Raw genomic sequence first — 26,370 nt, 5'->3', positions numbered from 1 at the left:
AAATTTTAAGAAATTTTAATATTTTTTCTGATTTTAGCGACTATCTAAGAAATAATTTCGCTTCTCTTTTCCAACATAATAACATCTTTCCACACTCCATTCAATTTGCCTAATTTTTTTCTTACGCCAACAGTTCTAAACCCATTTTTCTGATGAAATCTTAAGGACGCATCATTTTCGGAGAAGATGTTAGCCTGCAAAGTCCAGAATCCGTGGTTTTCGCTATCCAAAATCATCTTTTTAAGTAAAACCGAACCCAAACCTCTACCCTGGTAATTATTATCGAAATAAATACTCACTTCTGCCACGCCTTTATAAACCTCTCTTTTACTGACAAGTTTCAGAGCACACCAGCCTACCACTTCATTGGTTTCGTTTTCCAATACCCAGCGACAATCGTTGAAATAATCCATATTCCAAGCCTCCGCAGTTGGAACTGTGGTTTCAAAAGTAGCCAATCCTCCGTTTACTCCCTGCTGAAAAATTTCCAACACCCTTGCTTCATCACTCGGAAGCATTTCTCTCAATTCGTAATTCATCGTATTTTAATGGTATTTTCTTTTATTTTTCCTTTTTATTCTTGAATAGTGGGTTTGCTTATCTTTTTCGTCTTCTGAAATAACACTGATATTTCCATCAACTTCTAAAATAGATAATTTTACATTTTCAATTTTATCCACTCCGTGCTCCCTTATCGCTTCTTCAAGTTCGTCTTTGGTAATTTTAACTTTATTTAAAGCCTGCTTATCCAAAATACCATCTTTTATAAGAATTACAGGATCTTCTTCCATAAAACTTTCAAAAGCCGGGCTTGAGAACATCAATCTTTTTAAAATAAAATTGGCCACAAATAATACCAAAGCCGCAATAAGACCTCCCTGTAAAGATGTATCAGGTCCCACCATCGCATTCTGAACAGCATTTGAAATAAGTAAAAGTAAAACAACATCCCCTGCATTAAGCTGAGAAAGCTGATTTTTACCAAACAGACGGATGGCAATGACCATGAAAAGATAGACGCAAAGTGAGCGAATAACTACATTAAGTATCGGATCCACGATAGTTTGTTTATAAATCAAATGTATTAATTTTTATGATTGGTAGAGATATAAACCTAAATTTTATATCAATTCTTATTCAACTGAGTCCGGGACAAAACATTTAGTTTTTAATATGTGAGGAAACCTGAGGCCGGAAAAGGAAAGCTGGGAGGAAAATTGATCCTAATAAAAATTCTGACAAAGACAAAGACATTAACCACCAGCATCTCGCTTCCAACCTCCAGCCTATAGATAATATTCCGAACGCTGGCTATTTAATTAATTTAAACATTAAATTTGTCAGCCAATTGCAGATTTATAACCGATAGATAAAATATGACAAAACATTTAAAGGGATTAGATACTTTAAGAGCGCTTGCAGCGACCATAGTTGTTGTAGACCATGTGGAAATTATAAAACAGGACCATCATATCAGCAATCTTATTGATCATCCCAGTCTTATCTATCCCGACGGACATCTTTCTGTCATTTTGTTCTTTGTAATCAGCGGTTTTCTCATTACTTATTTATTACTTATTGAAAAAAGCAATACCGGAAAAATAAGTCTTAAAGATTTCTATATGAGAAGAGTTTTAAGAATCTGGCCGCTCTATTACCTGATTTTATTCCTTTCTTATATTATTTTTAATCCTGACTACTCCTTGATAAGAACTTTACTGCCTCTTTTTATATTTCCGAATGTGGCTTATGCGATTCAGGAAACCTGGGATGTGAGTCCTCAAATATGGTCTATCGGCGTTGAAGAGCAGTTTTATATTGTCTGGCCGTTGTTATTTATCCTAATTTCTAAAAGTAAAAGAGCCTTCAGTTATATTATTTCACTTATTCTGTTTTTTACTTTACTGCCGTTTGGTTTAAAATTTATCAATTTATTTTTCATAAAAAACAACGGATTTGAAATTTTCATCAGTCGGTTTTTCTACGGGACCAAGTTCAATTGTATGGGAATTGGAGTTTTGCTGGGTTTTCTATATTTTAAGAGAAATGAGATTAAATTTCCTGCTGTTTTAAAAAACAAGCTGGTTATTTATTTTTTTACATTATTTCCTTTCGTACTGTGGTTTTTCAAATTTCATACAGACCACTTGAATGATGAGCTTTATGCTGTATTATTTGCATTTTCAATCTACCAGATTGTAGACCATTCCAAGATTAATATAGACAATAAGATGACGCGATTTTTAGGAAAAATATCTTATGGAATCTATCTTTATCACTGGATTATTATTATTATTCTGATAAAATACCTTCCTAAAGTTGATAATATTTACCTTTATAATCTGGTACTATACTCTTCTGTCTTATTGGCAACGATTTTTATTTCCTGGTTTTCTTTTGTAACATATGAAAGGTTTTTTCTGAACCTTAAAAAGAAATATGAGATAAATAAATCATAGCAACAGCAACTGGCATACGTTTTGTCGATTATCCTAATTATTAAAAATAACATAATACACAAATATGAAACGATTATTTCTTTGCCTTGGCATCTCGATGCTACTGACCAGCTGTGTCAAAAATGAAAAGCGTCCTGAAAACGCGGATGCAGAAATCACAAAAAAGCTCGAAACCCTTTATTCCACTTACGGAAAGTCCAGTGATGCTATCTACTCCCAACCTGTTATTAAGGATTTATTTTCACCTGATCTGGAAAATACATTTCAGGAAGCAATAGATGTATCAAAAGCTGATATTGACAAAGTAAAAAAGAGCACTCACCCTACTGACAAACCATCTTTGATGGAAGGTTCGATTTTTACAAGCTTATATGAAGGTTATACTACATATAAAATAAAAACAATCGATGTCTCAGAAAGTACAAAACCAATAGGCTCACATGCTGACGTGACAGTCGAATTGGAAAACTCAAGTGTTACCCCTAAAATCACATGGACTGACACTGTACATCTCATAAATGCACTTGACAGCGGATGGAAAGTAGACAATATCAATTTTTCAGGGAAAACGGCAACCGCAAAAGATCTTAAAACAAGTTTACAGAACTTTATTTCTGTTACTAAAAAATAGATTAAAAAAATTTAAATAAAAAAGCTGCTTGAATCAAGCAGCTTACATTTTTAAGGACATTGGGCAATGGGTACTTCACTGCAAACCACTTGGTTCATCCATTCGCAGTAGACACAATACTTTTTCGGCTGCCCTCCATACACTGATTTTAACTCAGCTTTGTTAAGTTTCTTTAAATTTTTCATATCGTTTTAATTTTGTGGATTAAAGTTAAAACGAAGGAATTTATTTTTTATTACAGATTTTTATTTAAAATTTTCATGATTTGCATTAAAAAACAAACCATGTAAGAGTAAATTTGCATGGTTTTATAAAAAATTTATATTCCTTATTATTTATTATAGATTTCTATGGTTACCGGCATTACATACGTATAAGCCGTCATATTTTCTTTTAACTTTTTGCGGTCTACTTTAAGATTAGTCAGAACATTTTCTATTTCTTTGCTTACATTTTTGCAATCGCCAGTAGAATGTACATTTGTTATTTTACCATTTTCCGAAATATCAAATTTCACTTCTGAATTGACGATCCCCTGTTTATATTCATAATTGGTAAAATCAAAATTACCTATCAGTTCGTTTCTTACCTCATCCAAAGCATCACTTTTATTCAGCTTAATTTCCTGAATGGTATTATTATTAGTTGTTTGTGCTTTAGCTGTATTCATTACAGACATTCCTCCACAAACTAAAAGGGAAATAATAAGTACTTGAATTTTATTTTTCATAACTATTTGGTTTTAAATATTATAATTGAATTATTTTGTATCTCTTACCAAAGTTATTAAAAATAATTTACATTAAATTCACAATCAGTTAACATTGAGTTAACATTAAATAATAACAGACTGGTTTTAAGATGTTTAATTTTTAAAAATAATTGAAAAATTAATATTGGAGCTAATATTAGGGCATAAAAAAGGCTAAACTTGATAGGTTTAGCCTTAGTATTTATATCTTATTTGTTATTACGTAGGAATCTACATTCATTTACATTAAATCCAGCATCGAAATTCTACGGAATAACAAACTTAATGTTGATTTTTAACTATTTTACTCCAATTCCCGCTTTAAGAACTTCCCGGTCAAACTTTTCTTCGACTTCACAATTTCCTCGGGTGTACCCTGCGCAACGATCTGTCCGCCGTGTTTTCCCCCTTCAGGACCAACATCAATGATATGATCCGCCAGTTTTATCACATCCATATTATGCTCAATAATAATAAATGAGTTTCCTAGCTCCACTAGCTGATTGATCGCATCCATCAGGATTTTTACATCCTCAAAATGAAGTCCTGTTGTAGGTTCATCAAGAATGTATAGTGTATTCCCCGTTTGTCTTTTTGCCAGTTCCGTTGCTAACTTAATACGTTGAGCTTCCCCTCCGGAAAGCGTTGTCGATTGCTGGCCCAAAGTAATATATCCCAAGCCAACATCCTGCAAAGTTTTCACTTTAGCAAAAATCTTAGGAATCGGCTGGAAGAAATCTACCGCTTCATCGATTGTCATATCTAATACATCAGAAATTGATTTTCCTTTGTAGCGAACTTCCAGCGTTTCTCTGTTGAAACGTTTTCCATTACATGTCTCACAGTGAACATAGACATCCGGTAAGAAATTCATTTCAATAACTTTCAGACCGCCTCCCTGACAGGTTTCACATCTTCCGCCTTTTACGTTGAAAGAAAATCGTCCCGGTTTGTAACCACGAATTTTACTTTCCGGCAATTCTGCAAAAAGATTTCTGATATCCGTAAACATTCCTGTATACGTTGCTGGATTCGAACGAGGTGTTCTTCCAATCGGAGTCTGGTCTACATCTACTATTTTATCAATATTTTCAAGACCTTCAATTTTTTTGTAAGGCAAAGGCTCCTGAACAGCTCTGTAAAAGTGCTTGTTTAGAATGGGATACAGTGTTCCGTTAATCAAAGAAGACTTTCCGCTTCCCGAAATCCCTGAAACCACCACCAATTTTCCAAGTGGAATATCAAGGGTAACATTTTTAAGATTGTTTCCTGTTGCTCCTTTTAATAATATGTTTTTACCATTTCCTTCTCTTCTTTTTTCAGGGATGGCAATTTTTCTTTTCCCATTGATGTATTGAGCTGTGATTGTATCGGCTTTCAGCAAATCTTTAGGTTTTCCCTGCCAAAGAATTTCGCCCCCGAATTTTCCGGCTCTTGGACCAATATCCAATACCTCATCGGCTTCCAGAATCATATCTTTATCGTGCTCAACCACCAATACAGAGTTTCCGATATCACGAAGATTTTTTAATGAAGCAATGAGCCTTTCATTATCTCTCTGGTGAAGCCCGATACTCGGCTCGTCCAAAATATAAAGAACATTCACCAGTTGCGATCCAATCTGTGTTGCCAGGCGAATTCTCTGAGATTCTCCACCCGAAAGGGTCTTTGAGCTTCTGCTCAGACTTAAATAATCCAAACCGACATCCAGTAAAAACTGCAGCCTGGTCTCGATTTCCTTTAAAATCTCATGAGCAATGATTTTATTTTTTTCTGAGAATTTATCTTTTACATCGGCTAGCCATTCTTTTAAATCTGATAAGCTCAGTCCGTTTACCTCAGCTATATTTTTGCCGTCAATTTTAAAACTTAAACTCGAAGGCTGAAGACGTGTCCCTTTACATTCAGGACATGTTTCCTCTGTTGTAAAATGTCTTTCCAGCAAAATTGCTTCATAAGATTCTCTCTCTTCGATCAGTTCTTCCATAAAAGGAATCAGACCATCAAAATTAATTTTAATCTTTTTGGTAATTCCTGCGTATTTTAAATCTTTATTAAATTCCTTATTACATCCGTTATAGATGTAATCCAATGCTTCTTCCGGAATATCCTGAAAAGGAGTTGTTAAACCTAAGCCGAAAATTTCAAGAATATTTTTAATCTGAGAAAGAATCCATTTATTAGATTTAATATCTTCCAATGGCAACAAACCACCCTGATTGATTGACAATTTCGGATTCTCAACAAAATAATCGGTATTGATCTTTTTGATGGTTCCTAAACCTTTACAGCTTGGGCAGCTTCCTTTAGGAGAATTGAATGAGAACGTATTCGGCTCCGGTAAAGCCAATGAATGTCCTGTTTCCGCATCCATCAAATTTTTAGAAAAATATTCAATAGCCGTACTTCCCAGTTTTTGAATTCCGATCAATCCTTCACCCATTTCCATTGCTGTTCGCAATGATTTTTCCATTCTGGCTTCGGAAGCACTTTCTCCGATGATCCAACGGTCGATAACGATATCAATGTCGTGGGTTTTGTAACGATCCAGTTTTAAATCATATTCGATATCCTGCAATTCACCATCAATTCTCGCCTGTCCGTATCCTTTTTTAGCCATCTGCACGAAAAGCTCGTGATAATGACCTTTCCTGGAACGTACAACAGGCGCCATCAGCATAATTTTTTCGCCTTTATAATTTTCCTTAATGGTTTCAAGGATCTGATCTTCGGTATAACTTACGAGTTTTTGTCCTGTGGTTTGAGAATAGGCATCAGAAACTCTCGCATACAAAAGACGTAAGTAGTCATATAATTCTGTCACCGTTCCTACCGTTGAACGTGGATTTTTGTTGGTTGTTTTCTGTTCGATAGCAATTACCGGAGAAAGTCCTTCGATTTTATCGACATCCGGACGTTCCAAACCTCCCAAAAACTGTCTCGCATAGGCAGAAAACGTTTCAATATAACGACGCTGACCTTCCGCAAAAATCGTATCAAAAGCCAATGAAGATTTTCCGCTTCCCGAAAGTCCGGTAATCACTACCAATTCGTTGCGTGGAATTTTAACATTGATATTTTTAAGATTATGCTCGCGTGCGCCGTAAACTTCTATATATTCTGTTGATTTACTCATAATTTGGTGTGATTTTACCTGAAAATCACGATGTGCAAAATTACGGAAATTTTAGGAATTTTTTGTGTTAAAAAATGTTAGTTTATTTGCGCGATAGATGTAAAAATTTTTCTTCTGATTTGATTGAATAATTTGAAATGATTTTCTCGCGGGAGACCCTTCGACAGGCTCAGGATGACAGATTTCTACTATTAACTTTTTTAACTTTCTGAAAATAAAGTATGCGGGAGATTTCAACGGTGTCATTCTGAGCGCAAAGCAGCCGAAGGATCTATATATTCAGTTTAGAAGAAAAGCATCTTAAATTTTTAATTAAATTTACATTCCATAAAAGCCATCATGAACAGACTCCGGGAACATATTGAAGCCATAACTCCTCTTACGGACGAGGAGTTTGATTATGTAAAAGATTTTTTTATTCTTAAAAATGTTCGCAAAAATCAGTTTTTGGTTCATGAAGGTGACGAAGTAAAATATGAATTTCTGACTTTAGACGGCATCTATAAAGTTTTTTATATCGATCAGAACGGGAAAGAGCATATTCTTCAGTTTGCGAAAAAAAACTGGTGGATGACTGATTATATCGGGTTTTTCAAACAAAATAATGCTACGATGTTTGTAGAATGTTTACAGGATGGCGCTGTTGTCTGCCTTACCCTGGAAGGACGGGAAAAATTATCTTCAGAACTTCATAAGATGGAGCATTTCTTCAGAGTAAAACTGATGAACGGCTATATTGCATTACAGCAAAGAATTATTCTTCTGCTATCCAGTACACCTCAACAACGGTATGAAGAATTTGTGAGGTTATATCCGGATCTTATTTCTGAAATTCCGAAAAAATACGTTGCTGAATATCTTGGAGTAAGCCGGGAAACACTGAGCAGATTATATTCGAATACTAATAAGTGATTGCTTGTTGTAGCCTGTCATTGCGAGGAACGAAGCAATCTGTTTCTTTAAAGACAAATGACACTACTTTTTGCGCTTCATTTCACGAGATTGCTTCGTCAATTCGTTCCTCGCAATCGCCTAAACTTATTTCTAATCCTATGTATGGATTCTTTCAGAATGACAAACTTTGTGGAAATTCTCCTGTGTCTTAATGAATAACTTCCGTCTAGCCCCGATTGCAACGACATCCTTTTGTGTAGCGAAGCGGAACAAAAGATATAGTGGAAAGCGGGAAATAGCTTCAAATAAAAATTTAAAAACTCTTATTTATAAACGAAATATCGAAGCGTGATCCTAATCACACTTTTTTTGTGACTTCACTCCTTCTGTTGAGGCATCGGATCGACATACATTTGCTATAGAAATTAAAAACAATTTCAAACGATCAATCAAAAGTAATTAACCAAAAAATTTAAAGTCATGAATCCAAAAGTATTAATCATTGTATCCAACGCCAATTCAATAGGCCCTAATCACAGAAGAACGGGAACTTTCTTATCTGAAGTAGCCCATCCTTACGCAGAATTTGAAAAAGCAGGGTATCAAATCGATTTCGCAAGCTTAACGGGTGAGTCTCCATTTTTAGATGCTCTAAATTTAGCCGATGATCCTGATAATTTAAAATTCTTAACAGGAAAAGGCTGGCAGGATATGCATAACGCCCGAAAATTATCTGATGTAAATATCGATGAATACGACGCCATGTTCATTCCCGGAGGAATTGCACCAATGGCAGATATGCCGGAAGCTCCCGAACTGAAAAAAGTGATTGCAAGATTTTATGAATCCGATCGTGTTGTAGGAGCTGTTTGTCATGGTCCTGTTTCTCTTTTAAATGTAAAATTGAGTGACGGCACCTATATAGTGAACGGCAAAAATATTACCTCCTTCACTACTGAAGAAGAGGATCATTATGCAAGACCTGATGTTCCTTTCGATTTGCAAACAGCGTTGACAGAACAGGGAGCTATTTTCCATGCTGCTGAACCTTGGTCAGCAAACAGTATTGCAGACGGAAATCTTGTAACAGGTCAGAATCCAGCTTCTGCAAAAGGAGTTGGTGAAAAAATTGTAGTTCTTTTGGAAGCTAAAAAATCTTAATTTAATTTTAAAATTAGTAAAATGGATCAAAATAATGTATTTGTACACGCTAAATGGCAGGTGAAAGAAGGGAAACTGGATGCCGTGCTTCAATTAATGAAAGAAGCTGGAGAAAAAAGCACTCAGGAAGAAGGAAATTTATTCTATAAACTGCACCAGAGTCAGGAAGACCAAAACACGATTATTTTATATGAAGGCTATGCAGATGCCAATGCAGTGGAAGAACACCGCAATTCTGAACATTTTAAAAAAATTGTTTTGGAACAGGTTGTCCCTTTGCTGGAAAACAGAGAGGTAGTTCTTATGAATCGATTATTTTAATCGTATGTTTTTTGAAAATATCGGGCAAACCAAAGGTTTGCCCGATACTTTTTATTACAGTAGATCCTTCAACAAGCTCAGGATGACGCCGCAAAAATCTCATGTATATTACAGCTTATAAAATGGCAGATCGTATTAGAATTCTGTGATTCTGAGTCCGTCGAAGGATTTTTTTAATCATCAGATTTACATTATCATTAATTATCTGAAAACTCAGAATCTTCATTCGTTACTTTCACAACATATTCGATACCGTCAATCGCTTTGGCAACAATCTGATTTCGGAGAATGTTGGCCATGTTTTCCCAGTATCCTCTTCCGTAAAATGCATAATTCTGCGGAATAACCTCAACCTCAACTGTTCTTACAAAACCTTCTTTCGGTTTATTGCTGATCATCGTGCCGCGGGTAACTTTAACATCTTTCAGCTCGTCCTTTAAAACCATTCTGCAATAGTTTTTAACATCTTCCAGAGAAATTATCTTATCTCTTGTCGTTAATGCGTATTTATAAGCCTGAATACTGTCGGTTCCCTTCTGTTCTTCCGCACCGCCTATGGTTTCTGTTAAAAGTACCAGTGTCTGTGACTTCAACTGATTGGAAAGTTCCGTTCCGGGACGCATATGGTTGGCCAGAGTACAGTGAGTAATCCAGAATGAAGCGTAAGTATGATCGGTTTTATCTACAGGCTCCATGATTACGTAGTTGAGCTCTTGTTTAATACTCCTTTTGGCATTATTTACTTTCTGAACCATCGATTTCATCTTATCGGACATTTCGCTTAAAACGCCTTTTACATTATCTCTGTTCAATAAAGAAAATGCAGCAATTTCATCGCGTGTCAATTCCAGAACGTTGGCAATCATATCCACTGCGTTTCTGTTGGTAAAACGTTCCATTCCACCTTTTCGTACTGTATATAAGCCTTTTTTCAAATCATCATTTGGGGTAAAAGGAATTTCCGTGTATTTTCTGCCTTCTCCATCCTGAACTTCATCAACATATAAAAAATGTTCGCCTTCATCAGTAACCAGCGGAATATTATTTCCCATAATATCTAAGCTGTATTCTGTTTTTTTCCAACCTCGGTTATAAATAGGAAAAGCATTGAGCACAAATGAAAAATTATCTAAAATTTCAGCAGAAAACTGCGGCGGAAATTCAAATGTCAGCCATAAATAACGCTTTCCGTCAATATATTTTAATATCTCTTCTTTGTAATCTACAAATTCAAGATTTTCAGGAAGCTTTCCGGCATCAGAAAATAAGCTTTCCGAAAGTCCGGTTACTTCAATAAATTTATGGTGATAAATACTTTTAACATCTTCTATCACTTTATTCTGAATCGACTGCTCACGGAACATCTGCTCATAGCCTTCTGTCTGATGAGTGGGAAGATATGTTAAGCCTTCTCTGATAAATAAAGGATTATCATTACTCTTGACAGAAATGTAGGGTAATAGTTTGTAGACAAAATCCAAATGCTCAAAAGCCGGATTTGAACAGTAAATGCTTAAATATTTCGGAAACGTTTCAAAAGAATATTTGGTAACATCAATTCCAATCGTCACTTTTCTGTAGTCTTCCGGTTTTCCCTGAAATCTGGCAATCGGAATTTTATTCAGTCTGTCATCAATGCTATAACAGGTATTTCCAACAAACATAATAGAAGTCTGTGCTTTATTTATTCTTATGTTTCCAATAGGGGTAAAAGGAATATTGATCTGTTTATCCGATTCAGATTTTACAGTGGAGGTCATCTGCTTTCTGAAGAAAAATTCGGTATGTTCCAATAAAATTTCCGAAGCATCATATGGCTGAGTAAATGCAACGGAATGTGCCGGAATCGGATGGGTATAAATAGATGGTGTTAACAATTTTGCCAGCTTTTCCAAAATTCTGGCATTGACGATTTGTATTTCATTATTTGCTTTGAAAACTTCTGTACTGAATGCATCGATTAATAATTTGACAAACGGATCCAAAGATTGCGGGCTCTTCAGTCCCCAGACTTTGGTTGCATTCTGAAGCATTCTTGCTTTTACGGATTCTTTCGAATATATATTCTGGTCTAAATTCATAAGTTTGGTTACAGTTTAAAATAAGTAATTAATCAATTGACATCGGGCTCAAAAACAGCTCCGTCAAAAAGCTGAAACGCTCTCCTGACTCTTCCATTTTTGCATTGATGGCAATTTTTACTTTCTTTTTGATTTCGGTATGTTCTTTTGTATCGTAGCTATGCTCTACAATTTGTATATGGGCATCGATCTGTGGCTGAACAATCCGGGGTTCGTATTCCTGTATCTGTCTTCTTAAGCTTTTAATAAAAACGTTTTCCCAAACAGCACTTGTAATGCCATTATCGAATTCCAGATTCCAAACGTCGTTTCCGTAATTTTCATCATATCTATTTTCGCCTTTTTTGGTAGTGATCAGCAGCATAATATTGTGGGCAATACTCTCACCCATGTCGCAAGTGTCTATACTTCCTCCTTCCGTCATTAATGCTGATGGAACAAAAGGCATTCTGTAATTTGGTGTGTCCATGATTTCAACTTCTTAATTTTTTACTTCATTGTCTTGTTTATATAAAACTAAATACCAAATTAAACATTTTTAGCGAAATAGGATATGTTAAGATTTTAAAATTGCTGTATAAAATTTTCAACACTTACTTTCGGACTTTTTCAGAGACAAATAATACGTAAACACTCACAGTTATTATGGTTTAATAGAAATCACAGACTCAGCCAGTAGACCAAAAAGATACAATACTTCGACAAGCTCAGCATAAATTTCAAGCGGGAATAGCTCCAGAAAACACTAAAAAAAAGCTGCCCGAGTAAGTCGGACAGCTTCTAGGTTTATTTTTCAATTTTTTTATTCCGATTGATAAAATAGTACACCGGAAGTCCGAGCAAGACCATTACGAAGCCTGGCCAGGTATATTGTTGTTTATAAATTAAAAGTAAAATACAGAAACCTGCCCCTATCAATAAGTAAATAATCGGTGTAACCGGGTATAGCCATGTTTTGTAAGGTCTTTCTAAATTCGGCTGTTTGAATCTTAAATAAATTACTCCGAAAACGGTAATCATATAAAATAAAACAATTACGAAAGAGATCATATCCAAAAGATTTCCATACTGACCGCTAAGACATAGCAAAGAAGCCCAAATTCCCTGCATCCATAGTGCATTGGCAGGAACTTCATTTTTATTGTTTTTTTCAGCCTGTCTGAAGAACATTCCGTCTTTTGCCATTGTCTGAAAAACTCTTGCGCCAGCCAGGATCAATCCATTATTGCATCCAAATGTTGATACCATTACCAGAACGGCTATAATCACCGTTCCTGCACTTCCAAAAATAAAATGTGAAGCTGCTACTGCTACTCTGTCGTTTTCAGCAAAAGCAATTGCATCTCTGTCCAAAGCATTCAGATAAACATAATTCACCGCAATATATAAGATCATCACCGCAGAAGTTCCGTAAATCATTGATTTTACGACATTTTTCTTTGGATTGTCAATTTCTCCGGATACAAAAGTTACACTTTCCCAAGCCACAGAACTGAATACAGAGCCTACCATAGCTGCAGCAATTCCACCCATTAAGGTCATTCCGCCAATAGGTTCCCAACCTTCTTTAAGGAAATTCCCAAGACTGTCTTTTTTAAGATTATTAAAAGAATCGTAACCTAAACTGAAATTCTCAGCCAAATGGGAAAAGTCAACTAAAATAAATCCGGCAGCGATTAATCCTAATAAAGCAATAATTTTTGAACCCGTAAAAATATTTTGTAACAGTTTTCCGCTTTCTACTCCTCTGGTGTTGATGTATGTAAGCAAGATAATCACAGCAATGGCTAAAATCTGAATCCATGTGATTTTAAACTCACCACTCTGAATAATCGGAGCTGCATCATTAAGTGCAGGCACAAGATAAGCCGTGAATTTTCCAAAAGCCATGGCCACTGCTGCAATGGTCCCCGTCTGAATCACCGTAAATAGCCCCCATCCGTAAAGAAATCCCATCTTTTTTCCAAAGATCTCTTTAAGATAGGTGTATTGACCGCCAGCTTTAGGAAACAGCGCAGAAAGCTCACCATAACTTATCGCTGCAGCGACTGTCATAATCCCTGTAATTACCCAAACGACGATCAGCCAGAATCCGGAACCCAGATTTCGCATCATATCTGCGCTTACAATGAAGATTCCGCTTCCGATCATAGAACCCATTACCAACATAATGGCGTCCCAAAGTTTCAGTTTTTTTTGCATAATTGAGTATAGGCGTCAAATATAAATAAATATAAGATTGTTTTTTTATTTTGTTTGAAATTAAAAGAATATCTCATTCCCTTTTTATTTTAACTACAAAAGTGACAAAAGATTAACACATTAATTATTTGAATGACCCGTTGTGCATTTTGCAAAATTTTGGTATTAGATTCGTCAGTTCGAGTGTTTTTTCGCAACAAAGTGGAGAAAAAATGTATCGAGAAAAGATTCATCTTCAAAATTATAAACTTCTCGATACTATTTTTTTTCAAAAACCTACTCGAAGTGACGAAAACAAATTAAAATGCACAACGGGTTTTGAATATTATTTATTAAATCAAAAGAATACCTCATTTTTAAAAATACTAATTTTCGAACAGCTTTATCATGCTACTTACTTCGAGTAGTAATTAAATAAAAGTTCTCGATACATTTTTCTTCATTTTCATTATGAAAAACACAGAACTGACGAATCTTACATCAAGTCGAGCTAAATCAGAGAATTTTAAATGCTAAAAATTATTTATTTAAAATGAATTTAAACACTAGAAAGCGCGACCTGTTTTTTATCAAGTTTTTCGCGATTTATGATTCAATTTTTATTAGTATTTTTGAAAAAAATATTAAAAATGAAATTCAAATCAATAGCATTCGCAATCGCAGTAAGTATTTCTACTTTGGCTTTTGCACAAGAGACAAAAAAATTCGGACCTCCTGCAGGAAATGCATTGGTGGGTGATACTTATGGAGGCGGAGTAGCTTCAGGTATTGAGTCTAAAGCAATTTCTGTAGATAAATTGAGCAAAAAGCTTAAAAAAGATAACAAAAAGGTTGAAAACGTAGCGGTAAAAGGAAAGGTAACAGACGTTTGCGAGAAAAAAGGATGTTGGCTAACAATCCAAACTGAAGATAATTCTCAGTTTTTCGTAAAAATGAAAGATTATGCCTTTTTCGTTCCTACTGCTTTAAAAGGTAAAACGGTTGTCCTTGACGGAGCAGCTGAAAGAAAAGTAACTTCTATTGATGAGCAAAAGCATTACGCAGAAGATGCTAAAAAACCTCAATCTGAAATCGATGCAATAACAACTCCAAAAGAAGAGATCCGATTTGTAGCAAACGGAATTAAAGTTGTCAACTAAATTGCGAAAATTTTGCATAAAAAATAAAAAAAGCGGAGCAAATTAATTTGTTCCGCTTTTAGTTTTTAATCTTCTATAGTAAAGCTTACTTCGGCATCCAGCTTCGGATATTTTGTAGCAGAAACAAATTTCTTTCCGGTACAGTCGATTTCGAGCCAGCCTTTTTTTTTCTTTACATCTCCTACTTCCATTACAAAAGGGACAAAAGATATTTCATCTTTTCCCTGCTCTACAATTTCACGATACTGAACAGCCACATCCAGAATACATTCATGATCGGTATTGAGCTTTACATTTCTGTAGACAATGTCATAGTGTGTTTCCTGATTTTCCGGGATTTCCAAATAGGTTTCCCAACCTGAAATATCAGAATTTAATTCACTTATGGCTTTCAAAGCATAATACAAAGCAATCGTATAATATTTTCTTGTTCCTCTTCTGGTATAATCATCTACGAAATGCCCGCCTTCAAACAAAATTGTCGGCATTCCTGCCTTAATGAAATTATCTCCTGTAGATGTCGGATAAAATTCATCAGAATATCTGCCGATCTGATTTGGAATTAATTCTTTAAGATGATGATACACTTCGGCAATAACGGCCATGCATTTTTTTCTGTTATCAGTAACTGTGCGTTCCACATTTTCAGAAGGGGCCAAAAAAGATAATGTAGCAGGATGAATTCCGTCAGTTGTAAAAATTGTTCTCTGCTCATGGAGATTAAGAGCATAGTCATATTTTTTTGATGCGACCGTATTTTTAAGGAATTTAATTTCCTTGCTTGATTCATTATGAAAGTCGCGGTTTAAATCTATATCAGCAGCATTAAGCCTTGTCCATTTTTCTGATCCATCCGGATTAAGCATAAAAATAAAATCCAGTTTTATTTTACTGAATAAATTTTCTTTTAACTCAGGAGATTTATCCAGAGAAGTGAGTAAGTCGAGCATGGCATGAGTAGCGTTTGATTCGTTCCCGTGCATCTGTGACCAGGCAAGAATATTAATAGCTCCTGTTCCTATTGTTAATTTATAAATAGGCTTATCTAAATATGATGTTCCAATCTCCTGAATATAATCTTTGAGATTTGTCTGTAGATAAGAAAATAATTTTTCAGGAGAAATATAACGATTTGGGAAATCAGGGTGAGGCTGATAAATCTGTTCGAAGTTCATTACTTAATAGTTTACAAGAGTCAAATTTAACCATTTTAAAGGAAAAAATAAAATTAACATTTGTAAATTAACTAAACAGACTGATCTGTCATTTTGTCTGTGGATAAAATTGTGGATTGTGAATAATTTAATATCGAATATTTAAAAATCACAAAATCAGATAATTATGCATTTTATTTAAATGATTATTTGAAGAATACTTTAAGTGTAAAATTAAGCACTTATGCCTAATTGAGGAGATTTATATTAAACAAGAAAGTGTGGATAAATTCTTACTAAAAATATCATATACAAATGTAAATAAGTCGAATTTTATAGAAAATCTGCTTTTTATGAATTCTATTGAGTCTGAATTTAGTTATGTAAATTCTAAATAATCAATTCAGCAGTATCCAAAATTTACATCTTGAAATAGGCTTTAAAAGAGGTTTAATAAGTATAATACTATATAAATTACAACAGTAAACAGTTTATTAATGGCTATTTATAGGTCATTTAAGTTATTAAGACACTCTCCTATCCATTATTAATGAATTCATAATAAATAGCGATACAAAAATAACTTTTATCAGTATTTACATGAAATAATATCAATAAACTTATTAATAAGTTATAAACTTTACCCTTTAAATAGCTCAAAATTTTAATAATTACTTTTTACTTTTAAGCATATCAATAATTTATAATTCATGTTTACAAATATATAATAAGTTGTTTATCAGTTAATTATTTTGTTTACATTTGTATTTTACATTTGTTTACACATGTGTAATCTGTTAATTTGCATTTGTAAATTATATTTTTTACATTTGTAAAGTGATTAAATAATCATTTTATGAGCTTAAACGAAAGAATTTCAAAAGTTATAGAGTATTCCAGATTTACTCCTTCCGAATTTGCAGATGAGATCGATGTGCAGCGTTCATCAATTTCACATATTACTTCAGGGAGAAATAAGCCGTCTTTAGAATTTATTATAAAAATAAAATCACGCTTTCCCGAAATTCTTTGGGATTGGTTAGTAACTGGTGAAGGGGAAATGTTAAAGTCTGAATTATCTGAAGTAAGTGAGGATATTGAAGAAGAACCGGAGGATGAAAAAATCATCCCCACTTCTCTACCCGATCTTTTCACGATGATGAATAATGATGACGATTTTGGAAGTGAAGAGCCGATGTCAGAGCAGCCCAAACAGAGCTCTGCAGAATCGTTTATTTCTCATCAGAGTGCAGCCGAAGAAAAAATATCCAATTCTCAGCGATTAGAAAATTCTAATGATCAAATAATTAATCAAGCTATTGGTAATCAAAGCAATAAGATAAAACGTATCGTTATATTTTATGAAAATGGAAAATTTGAAAGTTTTGAGCCATAAAAAAACCTGATCATCAAAAAATGATCAGGTAAAAAATATTTGAAGAAGAAAACTAAAGCTATTGCTTTAATAGTTTTGTAATTTTTGTAAGCTCATTGCTTTTTATTTTTAAAATATAATTTCCTTTCGGCAGATCGGAAACATTATATTCTTCAGCTCCTTTTAATGTTCTTACAAGCTTTCCGGATACGTCGATAATTTCCACGCTTGTAATTTTAATTTTTTCAGGATTATTAATTTTAAAATTATCTCTTACAGGATTCGGATATACCTGAATTCTGTTATCATACTGCATTACCTCATTCGTTCCTAATGTTCCTGTAGAAGTAAATGTAACTACGAAAGGCATATCCATAGGAAAATCGGGAGCTGTTGTCGGATTTCCATCATCAATGATAGGAGTCCATGTTCCTCCGATCGCATCATATTGTTTAGCATTAAACCCTGCCAGACCTCTAGTTCCTGAAATCGTAACAGCAGGTAAAAAACCGGCATTTGCTGTTACAGTATTCTGCAGTTGATATTTAATCCAATATGTTCCTGCACTTAGGGTAACAGGGGTATTAGCTGTAATTTTCCAGATTTTTCGCGTTGTTCCGGGGGCTGACCCTACCGGAACCTGAGTATTAAAGATTCTGTACATATTAGAATCTGTACCGGAAGCAAATCTATTGGTCGTATCATCACCAAAAACACTTACAGCACCAGTCACCGAAGGATCTGAACTGTAAATATTTACCCTGGCTGTATTAAACGGAGCGGTAGTTCCTGTATAACCGGTCTGGTAGATAAAGAAATCAACACTGGTAATCTGCCATTGTGTATTGGCGGGAATTGTAAAATCATCGGCTAGAAAAAAGCTTGCCGCAGCAGAACTATACGTACCCCCATATCCGGCACTTGTATTAGATTCTGTTGTATTTCCTGTATTATTCTGAACTTCAGACCATGTATATCCTGCGGGTGCTGCGACTCCGCTTTTCGTAGTAGCTCCGGTACTTAAACCTCCGTTATTATAGGTTTGTGCTAAGGTAAAATTTGCTATAAGACCTATAGCAGCGAGTAAAATTTTTTTCATGGATATTAAGTTTTTATTAGTGGTAATCAAATATAACAAAATACAATCAAATTAACAATAAAAACTTATATTTTGTAAATAATAATTATTAATATAAAGTATTGTTATCTTATTTATCAATGATGGAAATATTTATACTCTATTAAAAACTTATCTTTTTATTGACTTTAAAAACAAAAAACTTCACAAAATATGTGAAGTTTTATATGTTAAAAGTAGCAATTGCTATTTTTTTCTTCGCTGCAGTTCTTTTTTTATAAGACCCAGTTCTCTCCCTGTCTGACCTGCTACAGAGGTATTTTCCTGAGCTCTTCTTGTCAAATAAGGCACAACATCTTTTACGGGACCGTATGGTAGATATTTAGCAACATTATACCCTTTATCAGACAGATAGAATGTAATATTATCACTCATTCCGTAAAGCTGTCCGAAATATACATGCGGATTTCCGTTTTCTAAAGATGCTCCTTTCATTTTATCCATGACCAACTCGGAAGAGATCTCATTATGCGTTCCAAAGAAAGCAGAAACCTTATCCAAATGGTTCATCACAAAATCAATTCCCGCATTATAGTTTTTGTCAGACGCGTCTTTATTAGGCTGAATAGGATCTGCATATCCTTTTTCTGCCGCTCTGGCTCTTTCTTTCTCCATATACGCACCGCGAACGATCTTATAACCGATAAAATAATTCTTCTCACGAGCTCTCTGAAGGTGCTGCTCCATATATTCAAGTCTGCCTGTTCTGTACATCTGAATCGTATTCCAGACAATCGGCTTTTCCTGATTATATTTTTCCATCATCTCTTCACAAAGTTGATCTGCGGCATCCTGCATCCAGGTTTCTTCAGCGTCTACCATTACTTTTTTATCATTTTCATGACAAAGCTGGCATACCTCATCGAATCTTTTTACTACTCTTGCCCATTCCTCTTTTTGGCTTGAAGTGAGTTCAGCATTTTTTCCTACGGCTTCATAAAGATCTATTCGTCCAAAAGCAGTAGGCTTAAATACAATAAAAGGAATTGCCGGATTTCCTACAGAAAACCTTACAATATCTTTAATTTCTTTACACACTGCATCAAAAGTTGCTTCATCCTCCTTACCCTCAATAGAATAATCGAAAATACTTCCAACACCTCTTTTAAAGAGCTGTTTTACCACTTTCATACTTTCCTCACGTGTTTCTCCACCGCAAAATTGCTCAAATAGAGTGTTTTTTACAATTCCGGTAACGAAAGGAAGATTGTTATGAATAGAGAAATTAAGAACAGAAGTTCCAAGACTTGTAAGAGTAGGCTGCTCAATCATTTTGAACATCCAGTACGCTTTCTTTAACTGTGCATCAGATTTGTCTGCAAATGCAACTTTAGTATCGTTAAAAATGGGCATTACTTTTATATAAATTTAAGGTTCTGCAAATGTAAGAATAACCTTAGTCTTTTTAAAGAAAATTTTCTACAATTTACCTTCAAGTCCGTTCAAAAGCATTGCAATTATTCCTACAAAAACCCAAAGACGCAGAATATTGAGTGTAAGAAAATTACTTTTTCTGGACGCATTTAAAAGGAGATAAATACAGACAATCAATACAAACATTCCTCCGGTAAAGTAATAGGCCATAAATCCGGTAATACCTGTTCTCATGATCAATTTCATTGAAACTGCCATAGTCACAATCAGTAAGAAAATAATAATCCCTTTGTAGTTTTTGCTTTTAAAATAATTAGGAATCGTTGTGTACCCAAACGCTTTATCTACACTTTTAGTCAGTGAATCTTTCACAATATCAATACATAAAAGTATTAAAAACAGGAAAATAGCCATAAGAAGTACTTTCTTGGAAAATGTCTCGTAATATACCATCATTCCGAAGAAAGGATATAGAGTAAGACTGACAAATGTGAGGTTATTGACAATTAAAATCCTACTTAGTTTATGACTGTAAAACCACATAAAAAACTGATAAATCACAAAAAAAACGAAAACCTTATGAGATATCAGCCAGGCAACACTCAGTGATATGATGCTTAATCCCAAATAGGCATACAGGAAGTATTTTTGCTTAATAAAGCTTTGAATTCTTGTTCTGAAAGGTTTCACGATATGATCTTTTTCGAAATCATAAAACTGATTAATAATTCCTCCTGCCAAAATCGTCAGAACCGTACAGAAAATAATCCCGTGAACTTTAAAATCAAAGACGAATTTTCTAAAACTTTCATCCTGATTAAAGAGAAAAAATGTTGAAACATACAGTGCAAAAGTCAATAGTATGGCAACAAAAAAGCGAGCTCCCAAAAGAAAGCCCACAAATTGTGAAAATCTGTAAAATAGAGATTTTTGGATATAATCTTTCTGTTGGAAACTTTCTTTTTCAGAATTCATTCACAACATTTTAGAATCTGTAAATTACTTCTTTCTGGAAGCCGTCAAGCATTTTTTCTGCTTTTTCGTAATCTTTAGTGAAACCTAAAATATAGCCGCCACCGCCGCTTCCGCATAATTTTAAATAATAAGCATTAGAATCTAATCCTTTTTTCCAGATATTAAAAATACTTTCAGGAATCATAGGACGAAAATGTTCATACGCCCAATACGAAAGCTTCTTCAAATTTCTGAAGAAAGGATTCATATCTTTTTTAAGGAAAGAATCAATACATGCGTTATTATAACGGATAAACTCTTCCTTCAATGTTTTACGGAAACCTTCAGTCTTCATTTTTTCAAAGAAAATCTGGATCATAGGTCCCGTTTCACCGATAATTCCTGAATCAATTAAGAAAATAGCACCTTTTCCCTCTTCCTCTTTAGGAATAGAAACTCTGTCTAAATTTTCTTTATTTTCTATAAGAATCGGTAAATTCATGTAGCAGATCAACGGATCCATTCCGGAGCTTTTACCATGGAAATAACTTTCCATCTGTCCGAAAATAGCTTTAAGGGATTTCAAAGTATCTTTAGAAATACTTTCAGGATCATGCTTCTGAATAGAATATTTTTCAAAAATTGCAGCCACTAGAGCCCCTGAGCTTCCTACCCCATATCCTTGCGGAATATTTGAGTCAAAGAAAAGCCCGTCTGAAATGTCATTTTTGAATCTCTCAACGTCTAATTTAAAATCATCAGAAAGATTTAATTCTGAAAGATAATCGGAATATTTTTGTAGATGTTTATTTGATTTTTCTTCAAATTCAGAAGCAGCTCCCGAATCTGAGAATTTCAAAGTCCCCTTGTAGAAGCTGTAAGGCACTACAAGACCTTGGGAATCTTCAATCATTCCGTATTCTCCAAACAAAATTATTTTTGCATAAAATAGAGGGTTGGTCATATTGACAATAAATCTTTTTACAAAGTTAAAAATTATTCTGCTCAATATATACAAAACGTACGCCGAATTATAACATTTCTTTAACAATTATTCTTCTTAATGAGCTAAAGCCCCTTTATCAGCTAAAAACCAGCAGATAATAACCTTAAAAAAAACACTACTTTTACCTAAAAATTAATTCTAATACTCATCTAATATGAAGAAACTTCTATTTTTCCTGCTTTTATCAAATCTCATTTTTGGACAAAATATCGCACGAGATACTATTATCGACAGTACCTCTGTGGCTGTTATGAGACTTGGCAAGCACAAAATTTATATTGCACAGAATACACAGCATGAACCTTATACCAAACAGAAAGATGGATCTTTTCTTTCAGATGGTACCCCGCGCATTAAAATAACACTCGAGTCTGCTCCCATGAAAAAAAGTCCGCAATCATATATAAAAGCAAGATATGATGATATGGATGAAGAGGGAAAATGGGTAAAATCACTCCCGGAAATCAGTGGCAGGGAATCTCTGGTTTATACAGAATATATAGAAAAGAAAAATAAAATTTTTAAAGCGGTGTATTTTCCTTTAAAAGACCGGTTTATTATACTATATATTACTGCATTTTATGATACCGAAGAGGAAAAAGATGATAAAGATTTCGGTATTGACAATATTCTTAAAAAAGGTTTGATCATTATAGAAGATTATTACCTGCACCATAAGATCTAAAATCAATAAAAGTCCTCAATTGAGGACTTTTATTTTATATTCAGGGAAGAAGACTATATTTTTATTAACTTCTTTGTAATTTTCTGGTTTTCTGTTTCCACCGTCACTACATAATTCCCCGTCTGCATTGACGAAATATCAACCTCCAGTTTACGTCCTTTTAAAGAGGATTCCGATTTAATCAGTCTTCCTGCTTCGTCATAGATTTTAAATGACTGCAAAGCATTTTTTGAAGAAATGGTTATCATATTTTTAGCAGGATTCGGATAAATATTTATTGAATTATCTTTCGTATTAACATTTTCCACCGCTAAAACAGCACATGAAAAATTCGCTTTCCAACCACTTTCATTTTCTGCAGGATCTGAAACAAATCTTACTGTAATCGCTCCTGAAGAATGCGTAGAAGTAAATGTCCCGGGTAATGAATTTCCTGTTAAACTGTTTCCATTGGCAAATAAAGGTGAAGAAGTAGACGGACCATTGTAAACATACATAAAATCATACCCCTGTTCCAAAGCAAATTCGGTGAAAGACATGGTAAGAGAATTTCCGGATGTCGGATAAAATGTTTTGACAATCGTTTCATTATCTCCATAATTTCCGGCCTGGCCTCCTGAATCTGTAAATAGAATACCACTGCACCAATCTGCATCAGTCATAAACATCTGTGTTCTCTGATAGCCTGCTGAACAATCTGTTCCTACAGAGAGGATGTAGTAAGTTGCGGGTTGAAGGTTTGGAAAATTGAAGGTCTGCGTAGTTGTATTTCCTGAAGAAACCGGTGTGCCGTCTATTGTTGTCAATCTGTATTTCCATGACGTAGAAGTCGCATCAGTAAATGTTGCACTGGCCGAATTCTGTGTAATATTTGAAACATTCATCGCTGTTATAGTAGTAGCGCATGCAGTTGTACAATTTGTTCCGATACAGGCTTTTGAATCTATCGTATTTCGAATTAAAGCTGCCGGCTGAGGCCCAAAACCGTTACTGAAATTGATCCCGACTCCTGAAATAAGGTGGCAATAACTCATAATTGACCCTTTTTCAGTCGTTGAAGGAATCGGTCCCGTACAACCTTCACTGTATCCCGCCTGAGGACCACATCCATCAATGGCTGTATTATTCCCATTCCAGGCACAGGCATGGGTATGAGGAGATCCTAAACTGTGTCCCATCTCGTGAGTCATCGCTCCTATCGTCCATGAATAAACAGGAACGTTGTTATAAGTCTGTGAAATACCTGAGTAGGCATGTTTGTAAGTGGTACATAATGAATTGATATAGGCAACACTCGTTGTAGAAGGTGAATTGACCAAATGCGCAAGATCACCGTTAAATGTCTGTCTGTTTGTTCTGAAATTTCCCAGATTTGCATTTGGCGCGCCTGTATAAGGATCCTGAGTAGTCCAGATGTTGATTTCATTTAATGCAATTCTTACATCATCATTGCTATAAAGCGTAGCAATATTATTGTGAACGGCTGTTAACCAGTTGGTGGTTGTCGTAGTGTTTGAGCCATTATTCACATAAGGTGTGTAGCAAACTTCATAGTATACCCTTACGCAGTTTTGAGTAGCTACTTTTTTAGCCGCAGTTTCTTTGTTAGGATCAAAAGAGCTTTTTTTCTTTTGATTTTCCTGTAATTCATCTGCTCCACAGATAAAAGGATTAAGCCCGGTCAGTTTTGAATCCGAATAACTCACAAAATCTTCACTGTTTTTAACTTTTCCTATGACTACATTTCCCAATTCGGGGGTAGAAGCAACTCCTACAATATCATTATCAAAGAAACTGAATGCTACTACAGATTTATTATCTCCTTTTACAACTCCCTGATAATAGACGCCAGGAGTGTAGTTTACAATTTCTCCTTTATTTGTTGTCACTTTAAAGTTATTGGTGAAAATCTGGTTTTTATAAAGCTCAACAGTTAGCTGCTTTCCATCAAAAGGAAACGAAATTTCAACAGCTTCAGGTTTTTCATGAATAAGCTTCTTAAGCTCTTTTGATTTGACCTTTATCACCGTGATGTCTGTTGCAGATCTTTTATACTCGGAAAGCTTTTCAGAACCGGAATTCAATTCAAATACATCATACTTTTCAAAAGCTTTCTTTTGATTATGATATTCCGAAATTTTTTGAGCAACGGGTCTTAAATTTTGAGACAGACCAAAAACTGAGCATTGTAAAATGCAGAATAGTAGAATTTTTTTTATCATTTTAACAATTTATTTACTGCAAATAAACAAATAATTCCAAACATGGTGAAAAATTAATATAAATTATTCATTTGTCTTTTAGAAATGAAAATAAAGGGAAAAGCTATTTTTGAAATAAAAAAAAGACGTTAAAAATAACGTCTTTTAAATTTTATAATGTGTCTCTGTCTTTTAACATTTTGACTTTAAGAAATCGTATAAGAATTAATCCGACTGCAAAAAATATTGTCATTGACAGTGCTGCATATCTCATATTATTAAAATGCTCAATAAGAGTGGCAAAAATAAATGTACCAACAATAATGGCCAGTTTCTCAAGTACATCATAGAAACTGAAAAATGTTGTATTTTCCATTGAATCTTCCGGAAGAAGTTTAGAATACGTAGATCTCGACATCGCCTGAAGCCCTCCCATTACAAGACCGACAACTGCCGCTACCCCATAGAACTGATATTCTACCGTAGGGTTTTCTTTATTGAGGAAGTAAGCCCATAAACAAGCTACGATCCATAAAACAATGGCAATAGAGATCACATTTTTATTACCAATTTTTCTTGATAATTTTGAGAAAATAACAGCTCCGATAATGGCTTCAATCTGAATCACCAAAAGTGTTCCGATCAATTTATCCTGAGCAAGATTGATTTCACTTTTTCCGAATAAAGTGGCCATTAAGAAAATAGTCTGCATCCCTACACTGTAAAAGAAGAAACTAGAAAGGAAAAATTTCAGATTTTTATCTTTAAATAACTCATTTCCTACTTTAAAAAGTTCATGAAAACTTTCTTTCGCAATATCTTTATAGAAGCTCATATTGTCTTTTAAAACCTCAAAGAAACCTCCCTGATCTTCGTGTTTTTTAAAGATATTTTTATAGTTTAACAGTACAAGATCTTTTGGAAGTTTTTCTTTTACATCGCCAAACTGAGGAAGATGTTTGAATGTATATTGAGAAAAACCAAACCACCATGCCCCTGTAAGTAAGAAACTGATTCTGGTAAACAGCAACTGCTGAGCCGGTCCTTTCGCAAAAACCTGAATTAATAACAAACAAATTACCACCAATACTACAGAACCGATATATCCGTAAACATATCCTTTAGCAGAAAGTGCATCCTGTTTATCTCTTGTCGCAATATCCGGTAAAAAGGAATTATAAAACACCAGACTTCCCCAGAATCCGACGCTCGCCGTAATACTGAAAAGTAAGCCTAAAAAGACGTTGTGCATTCCCGTAAACATTGCCAGTCCCATACACGATGTTGCTCCCAGGTAACAGAAAAACTGCAGGAAAGATTTTTTGTTCCCGATCGTATCTGCCAGAGATGATAAAAACGGCGACAGTAAAACAACAATAAAGAACGAAATCGTAAGCGAGTATCCATACACTGCATCCGGCTGATATTCTCTTCCGAAAACCTTGATCATATGTCTTACGGGTACATCAATCCATGATTTTGTTTCTTCCACATATTCCTTTTTTTCGTAGGCGGTGGTAAGAATAGAATAGTAAATCGGGAAAATGGTAGAGGTAATTACCAGAGAGTATACAGAATTGGCCCAGTCATAAACGGCCCAGGCCTTCATAATCTTTGGATTATTCTTTATGTGTTTAGGCTGTTGATTCTCAATTTCAGACATTTCAAATAAATATTAGTAGCACAAAAATATAAAAACCGCTGAATA

At 34.5% G+C, this 26,370-nt stretch carries 23 protein-coding genes; 8 read left to right on the top strand and 15 right to left on the bottom strand.

What is annotated here, in order from left to right; all coding sequences use genetic code 11:
* Positions 1–44: 44 nt before the first annotated feature.
* On the bottom strand, positions 45–539 hold the full coding sequence (locus M2373_RS00975; RefSeq protein WP_259106522.1) for a GNAT family N-acetyltransferase: 495 nt from the start codon (positions 537–539) through the stop codon (positions 45–47).
* 6 nt (positions 540–545) lie between these two features.
* The gene (locus tag M2373_RS00970) at positions 546–1,058 is read right to left on the bottom strand and encodes a DUF421 domain-containing protein (protein ID WP_259106519.1); all 513 of its coding nucleotides are present in this window, start codon (positions 1,056–1,058) and stop codon (positions 546–548) included.
* A gap of 318 nt (positions 1,059–1,376) precedes the next feature.
* Here M2373_RS00970 and M2373_RS00965 point away from each other — a divergent pair, with 318 nt between their 5' ends.
* Positions 1,377–2,459 (top strand): acyltransferase, encoded by a 1,083-nt coding sequence (locus M2373_RS00965; RefSeq protein WP_259106516.1) that lies wholly within the window; start codon positions 1,377–1,379, stop codon positions 2,457–2,459.
* A 64-nt stretch (positions 2,460–2,523) separates the two neighbouring features.
* Complete coding sequence (locus M2373_RS00960) at positions 2,524–3,090, top strand: hypothetical protein (protein WP_259106514.1); 567 nt, start codon at positions 2,524–2,526, stop codon at positions 3,088–3,090.
* Positions 3,091–3,140: 50 nt separating this feature from the next.
* On the opposite strand, the gene M2373_RS22555 is transcribed toward M2373_RS00960, so the two are convergent.
* From M2373_RS22555 to uvrA, 3 genes are all read right to left on the bottom strand, one after another.
* Entirely contained in the window at positions 3,141–3,275 is a 135-nt protein-coding gene (locus M2373_RS22555) for a bacteriocin-like protein (RefSeq protein ID WP_409013170.1), read from the bottom strand.
* Positions 3,276–3,421: 146 nt separating this feature from the next.
* Entirely contained in the window at positions 3,422–3,820 is a 399-nt protein-coding gene (locus M2373_RS00955; protein ID WP_259106511.1) for a hypothetical protein, read from the bottom strand.
* Positions 3,821–4,145: 325 nt separating this feature from the next.
* Positions 4,146–6,977, bottom strand: coding sequence for an excinuclease ABC subunit UvrA (uvrA, locus tag M2373_RS00950; RefSeq protein ID WP_259106509.1), 2,832 nt, complete (start codon positions 6,975–6,977; stop codon positions 4,146–4,148).
* A 339-nt stretch (positions 6,978–7,316) separates the two neighbouring features.
* Here uvrA and M2373_RS00945 point away from each other — a divergent pair, with 339 nt between their 5' ends.
* The 3 genes from M2373_RS00945 (at position 7,317) to M2373_RS00935 (ending at position 9,353) form a co-directional block, all read left to right on the top strand.
* Positions 7,317–7,889: a Crp/Fnr family transcriptional regulator gene (locus tag M2373_RS00945; protein ID WP_259106507.1), complete on the top strand. Its 573-nt coding sequence runs from the start codon at positions 7,317–7,319 to the stop codon at positions 7,887–7,889.
* A gap of 462 nt (positions 7,890–8,351) precedes the next feature.
* On the top strand, positions 8,352–9,032 hold the full coding sequence (locus tag M2373_RS00940) for a type 1 glutamine amidotransferase domain-containing protein (RefSeq protein ID WP_259106505.1): 681 nt from the start codon (positions 8,352–8,354) through the stop codon (positions 9,030–9,032).
* Between the two features lie 21 nt (positions 9,033–9,053).
* Positions 9,054–9,353: a putative quinol monooxygenase gene (locus M2373_RS00935; protein ID WP_259106504.1), complete on the top strand. Its 300-nt coding sequence runs from the start codon at positions 9,054–9,056 to the stop codon at positions 9,351–9,353.
* 197 nt (positions 9,354–9,550) lie between these two features.
* Here the strand turns inward: M2373_RS00935 and M2373_RS00930 are convergent, their stop codons facing one another.
* The 3 genes from M2373_RS00930 to M2373_RS00920 form a co-directional block, all read right to left on the bottom strand.
* Entirely contained in the window at positions 9,551–11,434 is a 1,884-nt protein-coding gene (locus M2373_RS00930) for a type VI secretion system baseplate subunit TssF (RefSeq protein ID WP_259106503.1), read from the bottom strand.
* A gap of 28 nt (positions 11,435–11,462) precedes the next feature.
* Positions 11,463–11,903: a GPW/gp25 family protein gene (locus tag M2373_RS00925; protein ID WP_259106502.1), complete on the bottom strand. Its 441-nt coding sequence runs from the start codon at positions 11,901–11,903 to the stop codon at positions 11,463–11,465.
* Positions 11,904–12,220: 317 nt separating this feature from the next.
* Positions 12,221–13,636, bottom strand: coding sequence for an APC family permease (locus M2373_RS00920; RefSeq protein ID WP_259106501.1), 1,416 nt, complete (start codon positions 13,634–13,636; stop codon positions 12,221–12,223).
* A gap of 629 nt (positions 13,637–14,265) precedes the next feature.
* Between M2373_RS00920 and M2373_RS00915 the strand changes: the two genes are divergently transcribed.
* Complete coding sequence (locus tag M2373_RS00915; protein ID WP_259106500.1) at positions 14,266–14,775, top strand: DUF4920 domain-containing protein; 510 nt, start codon at positions 14,266–14,268, stop codon at positions 14,773–14,775.
* Between the two features lie 65 nt (positions 14,776–14,840).
* On the opposite strand, the gene M2373_RS00910 is transcribed toward M2373_RS00915, so the two are convergent.
* Positions 14,841–15,950 (bottom strand): M14 family zinc carboxypeptidase, encoded by a 1,110-nt coding sequence (locus M2373_RS00910; RefSeq protein WP_259106499.1) that lies wholly within the window; start codon positions 15,948–15,950, stop codon positions 14,841–14,843.
* Positions 15,951–16,785: 835 nt separating this feature from the next.
* On the opposite strand from M2373_RS00910, the gene M2373_RS00905 reads away from it, so the two are divergent.
* Positions 16,786–17,325 carry a helix-turn-helix domain-containing protein gene (locus tag M2373_RS00905; protein WP_259106498.1) on the top strand — a complete coding sequence of 180 codons (540 nt, stop codon included), beginning with the start codon at positions 16,786–16,788 and terminating at the stop codon, positions 17,323–17,325.
* A gap of 58 nt (positions 17,326–17,383) precedes the next feature.
* Here the strand turns inward: M2373_RS00905 and M2373_RS00900 are convergent, their stop codons facing one another.
* From M2373_RS00900 to M2373_RS00885, 4 genes are all read right to left on the bottom strand, one after another.
* Positions 17,384–18,403 carry a T9SS type A sorting domain-containing protein gene (locus M2373_RS00900; protein WP_259106496.1) on the bottom strand — a complete coding sequence of 340 codons (1,020 nt, stop codon included), beginning with the start codon at positions 18,401–18,403 and terminating at the stop codon, positions 17,384–17,386.
* Positions 18,404–18,628: 225 nt separating this feature from the next.
* Positions 18,629–19,795, bottom strand: a complete 1,167-nt coding sequence (locus M2373_RS00895) for a proline dehydrogenase family protein (RefSeq protein WP_259106494.1) — start codon at positions 19,793–19,795, stop codon at positions 18,629–18,631.
* A 66-nt stretch (positions 19,796–19,861) separates the two neighbouring features.
* On the bottom strand, positions 19,862–20,791 hold the full coding sequence (locus M2373_RS00890; RefSeq protein ID WP_259106492.1) for a UbiA family prenyltransferase: 930 nt from the start codon (positions 20,789–20,791) through the stop codon (positions 19,862–19,864).
* A gap of 10 nt (positions 20,792–20,801) precedes the next feature.
* A complete protein-coding gene (locus M2373_RS00885; protein ID WP_259106490.1) occupies positions 20,802–21,734 on the bottom strand; it encodes a mevalonate kinase in 933 nt (310 codons plus the stop codon).
* A gap of 196 nt (positions 21,735–21,930) precedes the next feature.
* Here M2373_RS00885 and M2373_RS00880 point away from each other — a divergent pair, with 196 nt between their 5' ends.
* Positions 21,931–22,461, top strand: a complete 531-nt coding sequence (locus M2373_RS00880; protein ID WP_259106487.1) for a hypothetical protein — start codon at positions 21,931–21,933, stop codon at positions 22,459–22,461.
* Positions 22,462–22,514: 53 nt separating this feature from the next.
* Here the strand turns inward: M2373_RS00880 and M2373_RS00875 are convergent, their stop codons facing one another.
* Together M2373_RS00875 and M2373_RS00870 are read right to left on the bottom strand one after the other, a co-directional pair.
* Positions 22,515–24,683 carry a T9SS type A sorting domain-containing protein gene (locus M2373_RS00875; RefSeq protein ID WP_259106485.1) on the bottom strand — a complete coding sequence of 723 codons (2,169 nt, stop codon included), beginning with the start codon at positions 24,681–24,683 and terminating at the stop codon, positions 22,515–22,517.
* A gap of 151 nt (positions 24,684–24,834) precedes the next feature.
* The gene (locus tag M2373_RS00870; RefSeq protein ID WP_259106482.1) at positions 24,835–26,325 is read right to left on the bottom strand and encodes an MFS transporter; all 1,491 of its coding nucleotides are present in this window, start codon (positions 26,323–26,325) and stop codon (positions 24,835–24,837) included.
* Positions 26,326–26,370: the final 45 nt, after the last annotated feature.

Source organism: Chryseobacterium sp. JUb7, from assembly GCF_024806495.1.
GTDB lineage: Bacteria > Bacteroidota > Bacteroidia > Flavobacteriales > Weeksellaceae > Chryseobacterium.
This window is presented reverse-complemented; position numbering and strand designations above follow the sequence as displayed.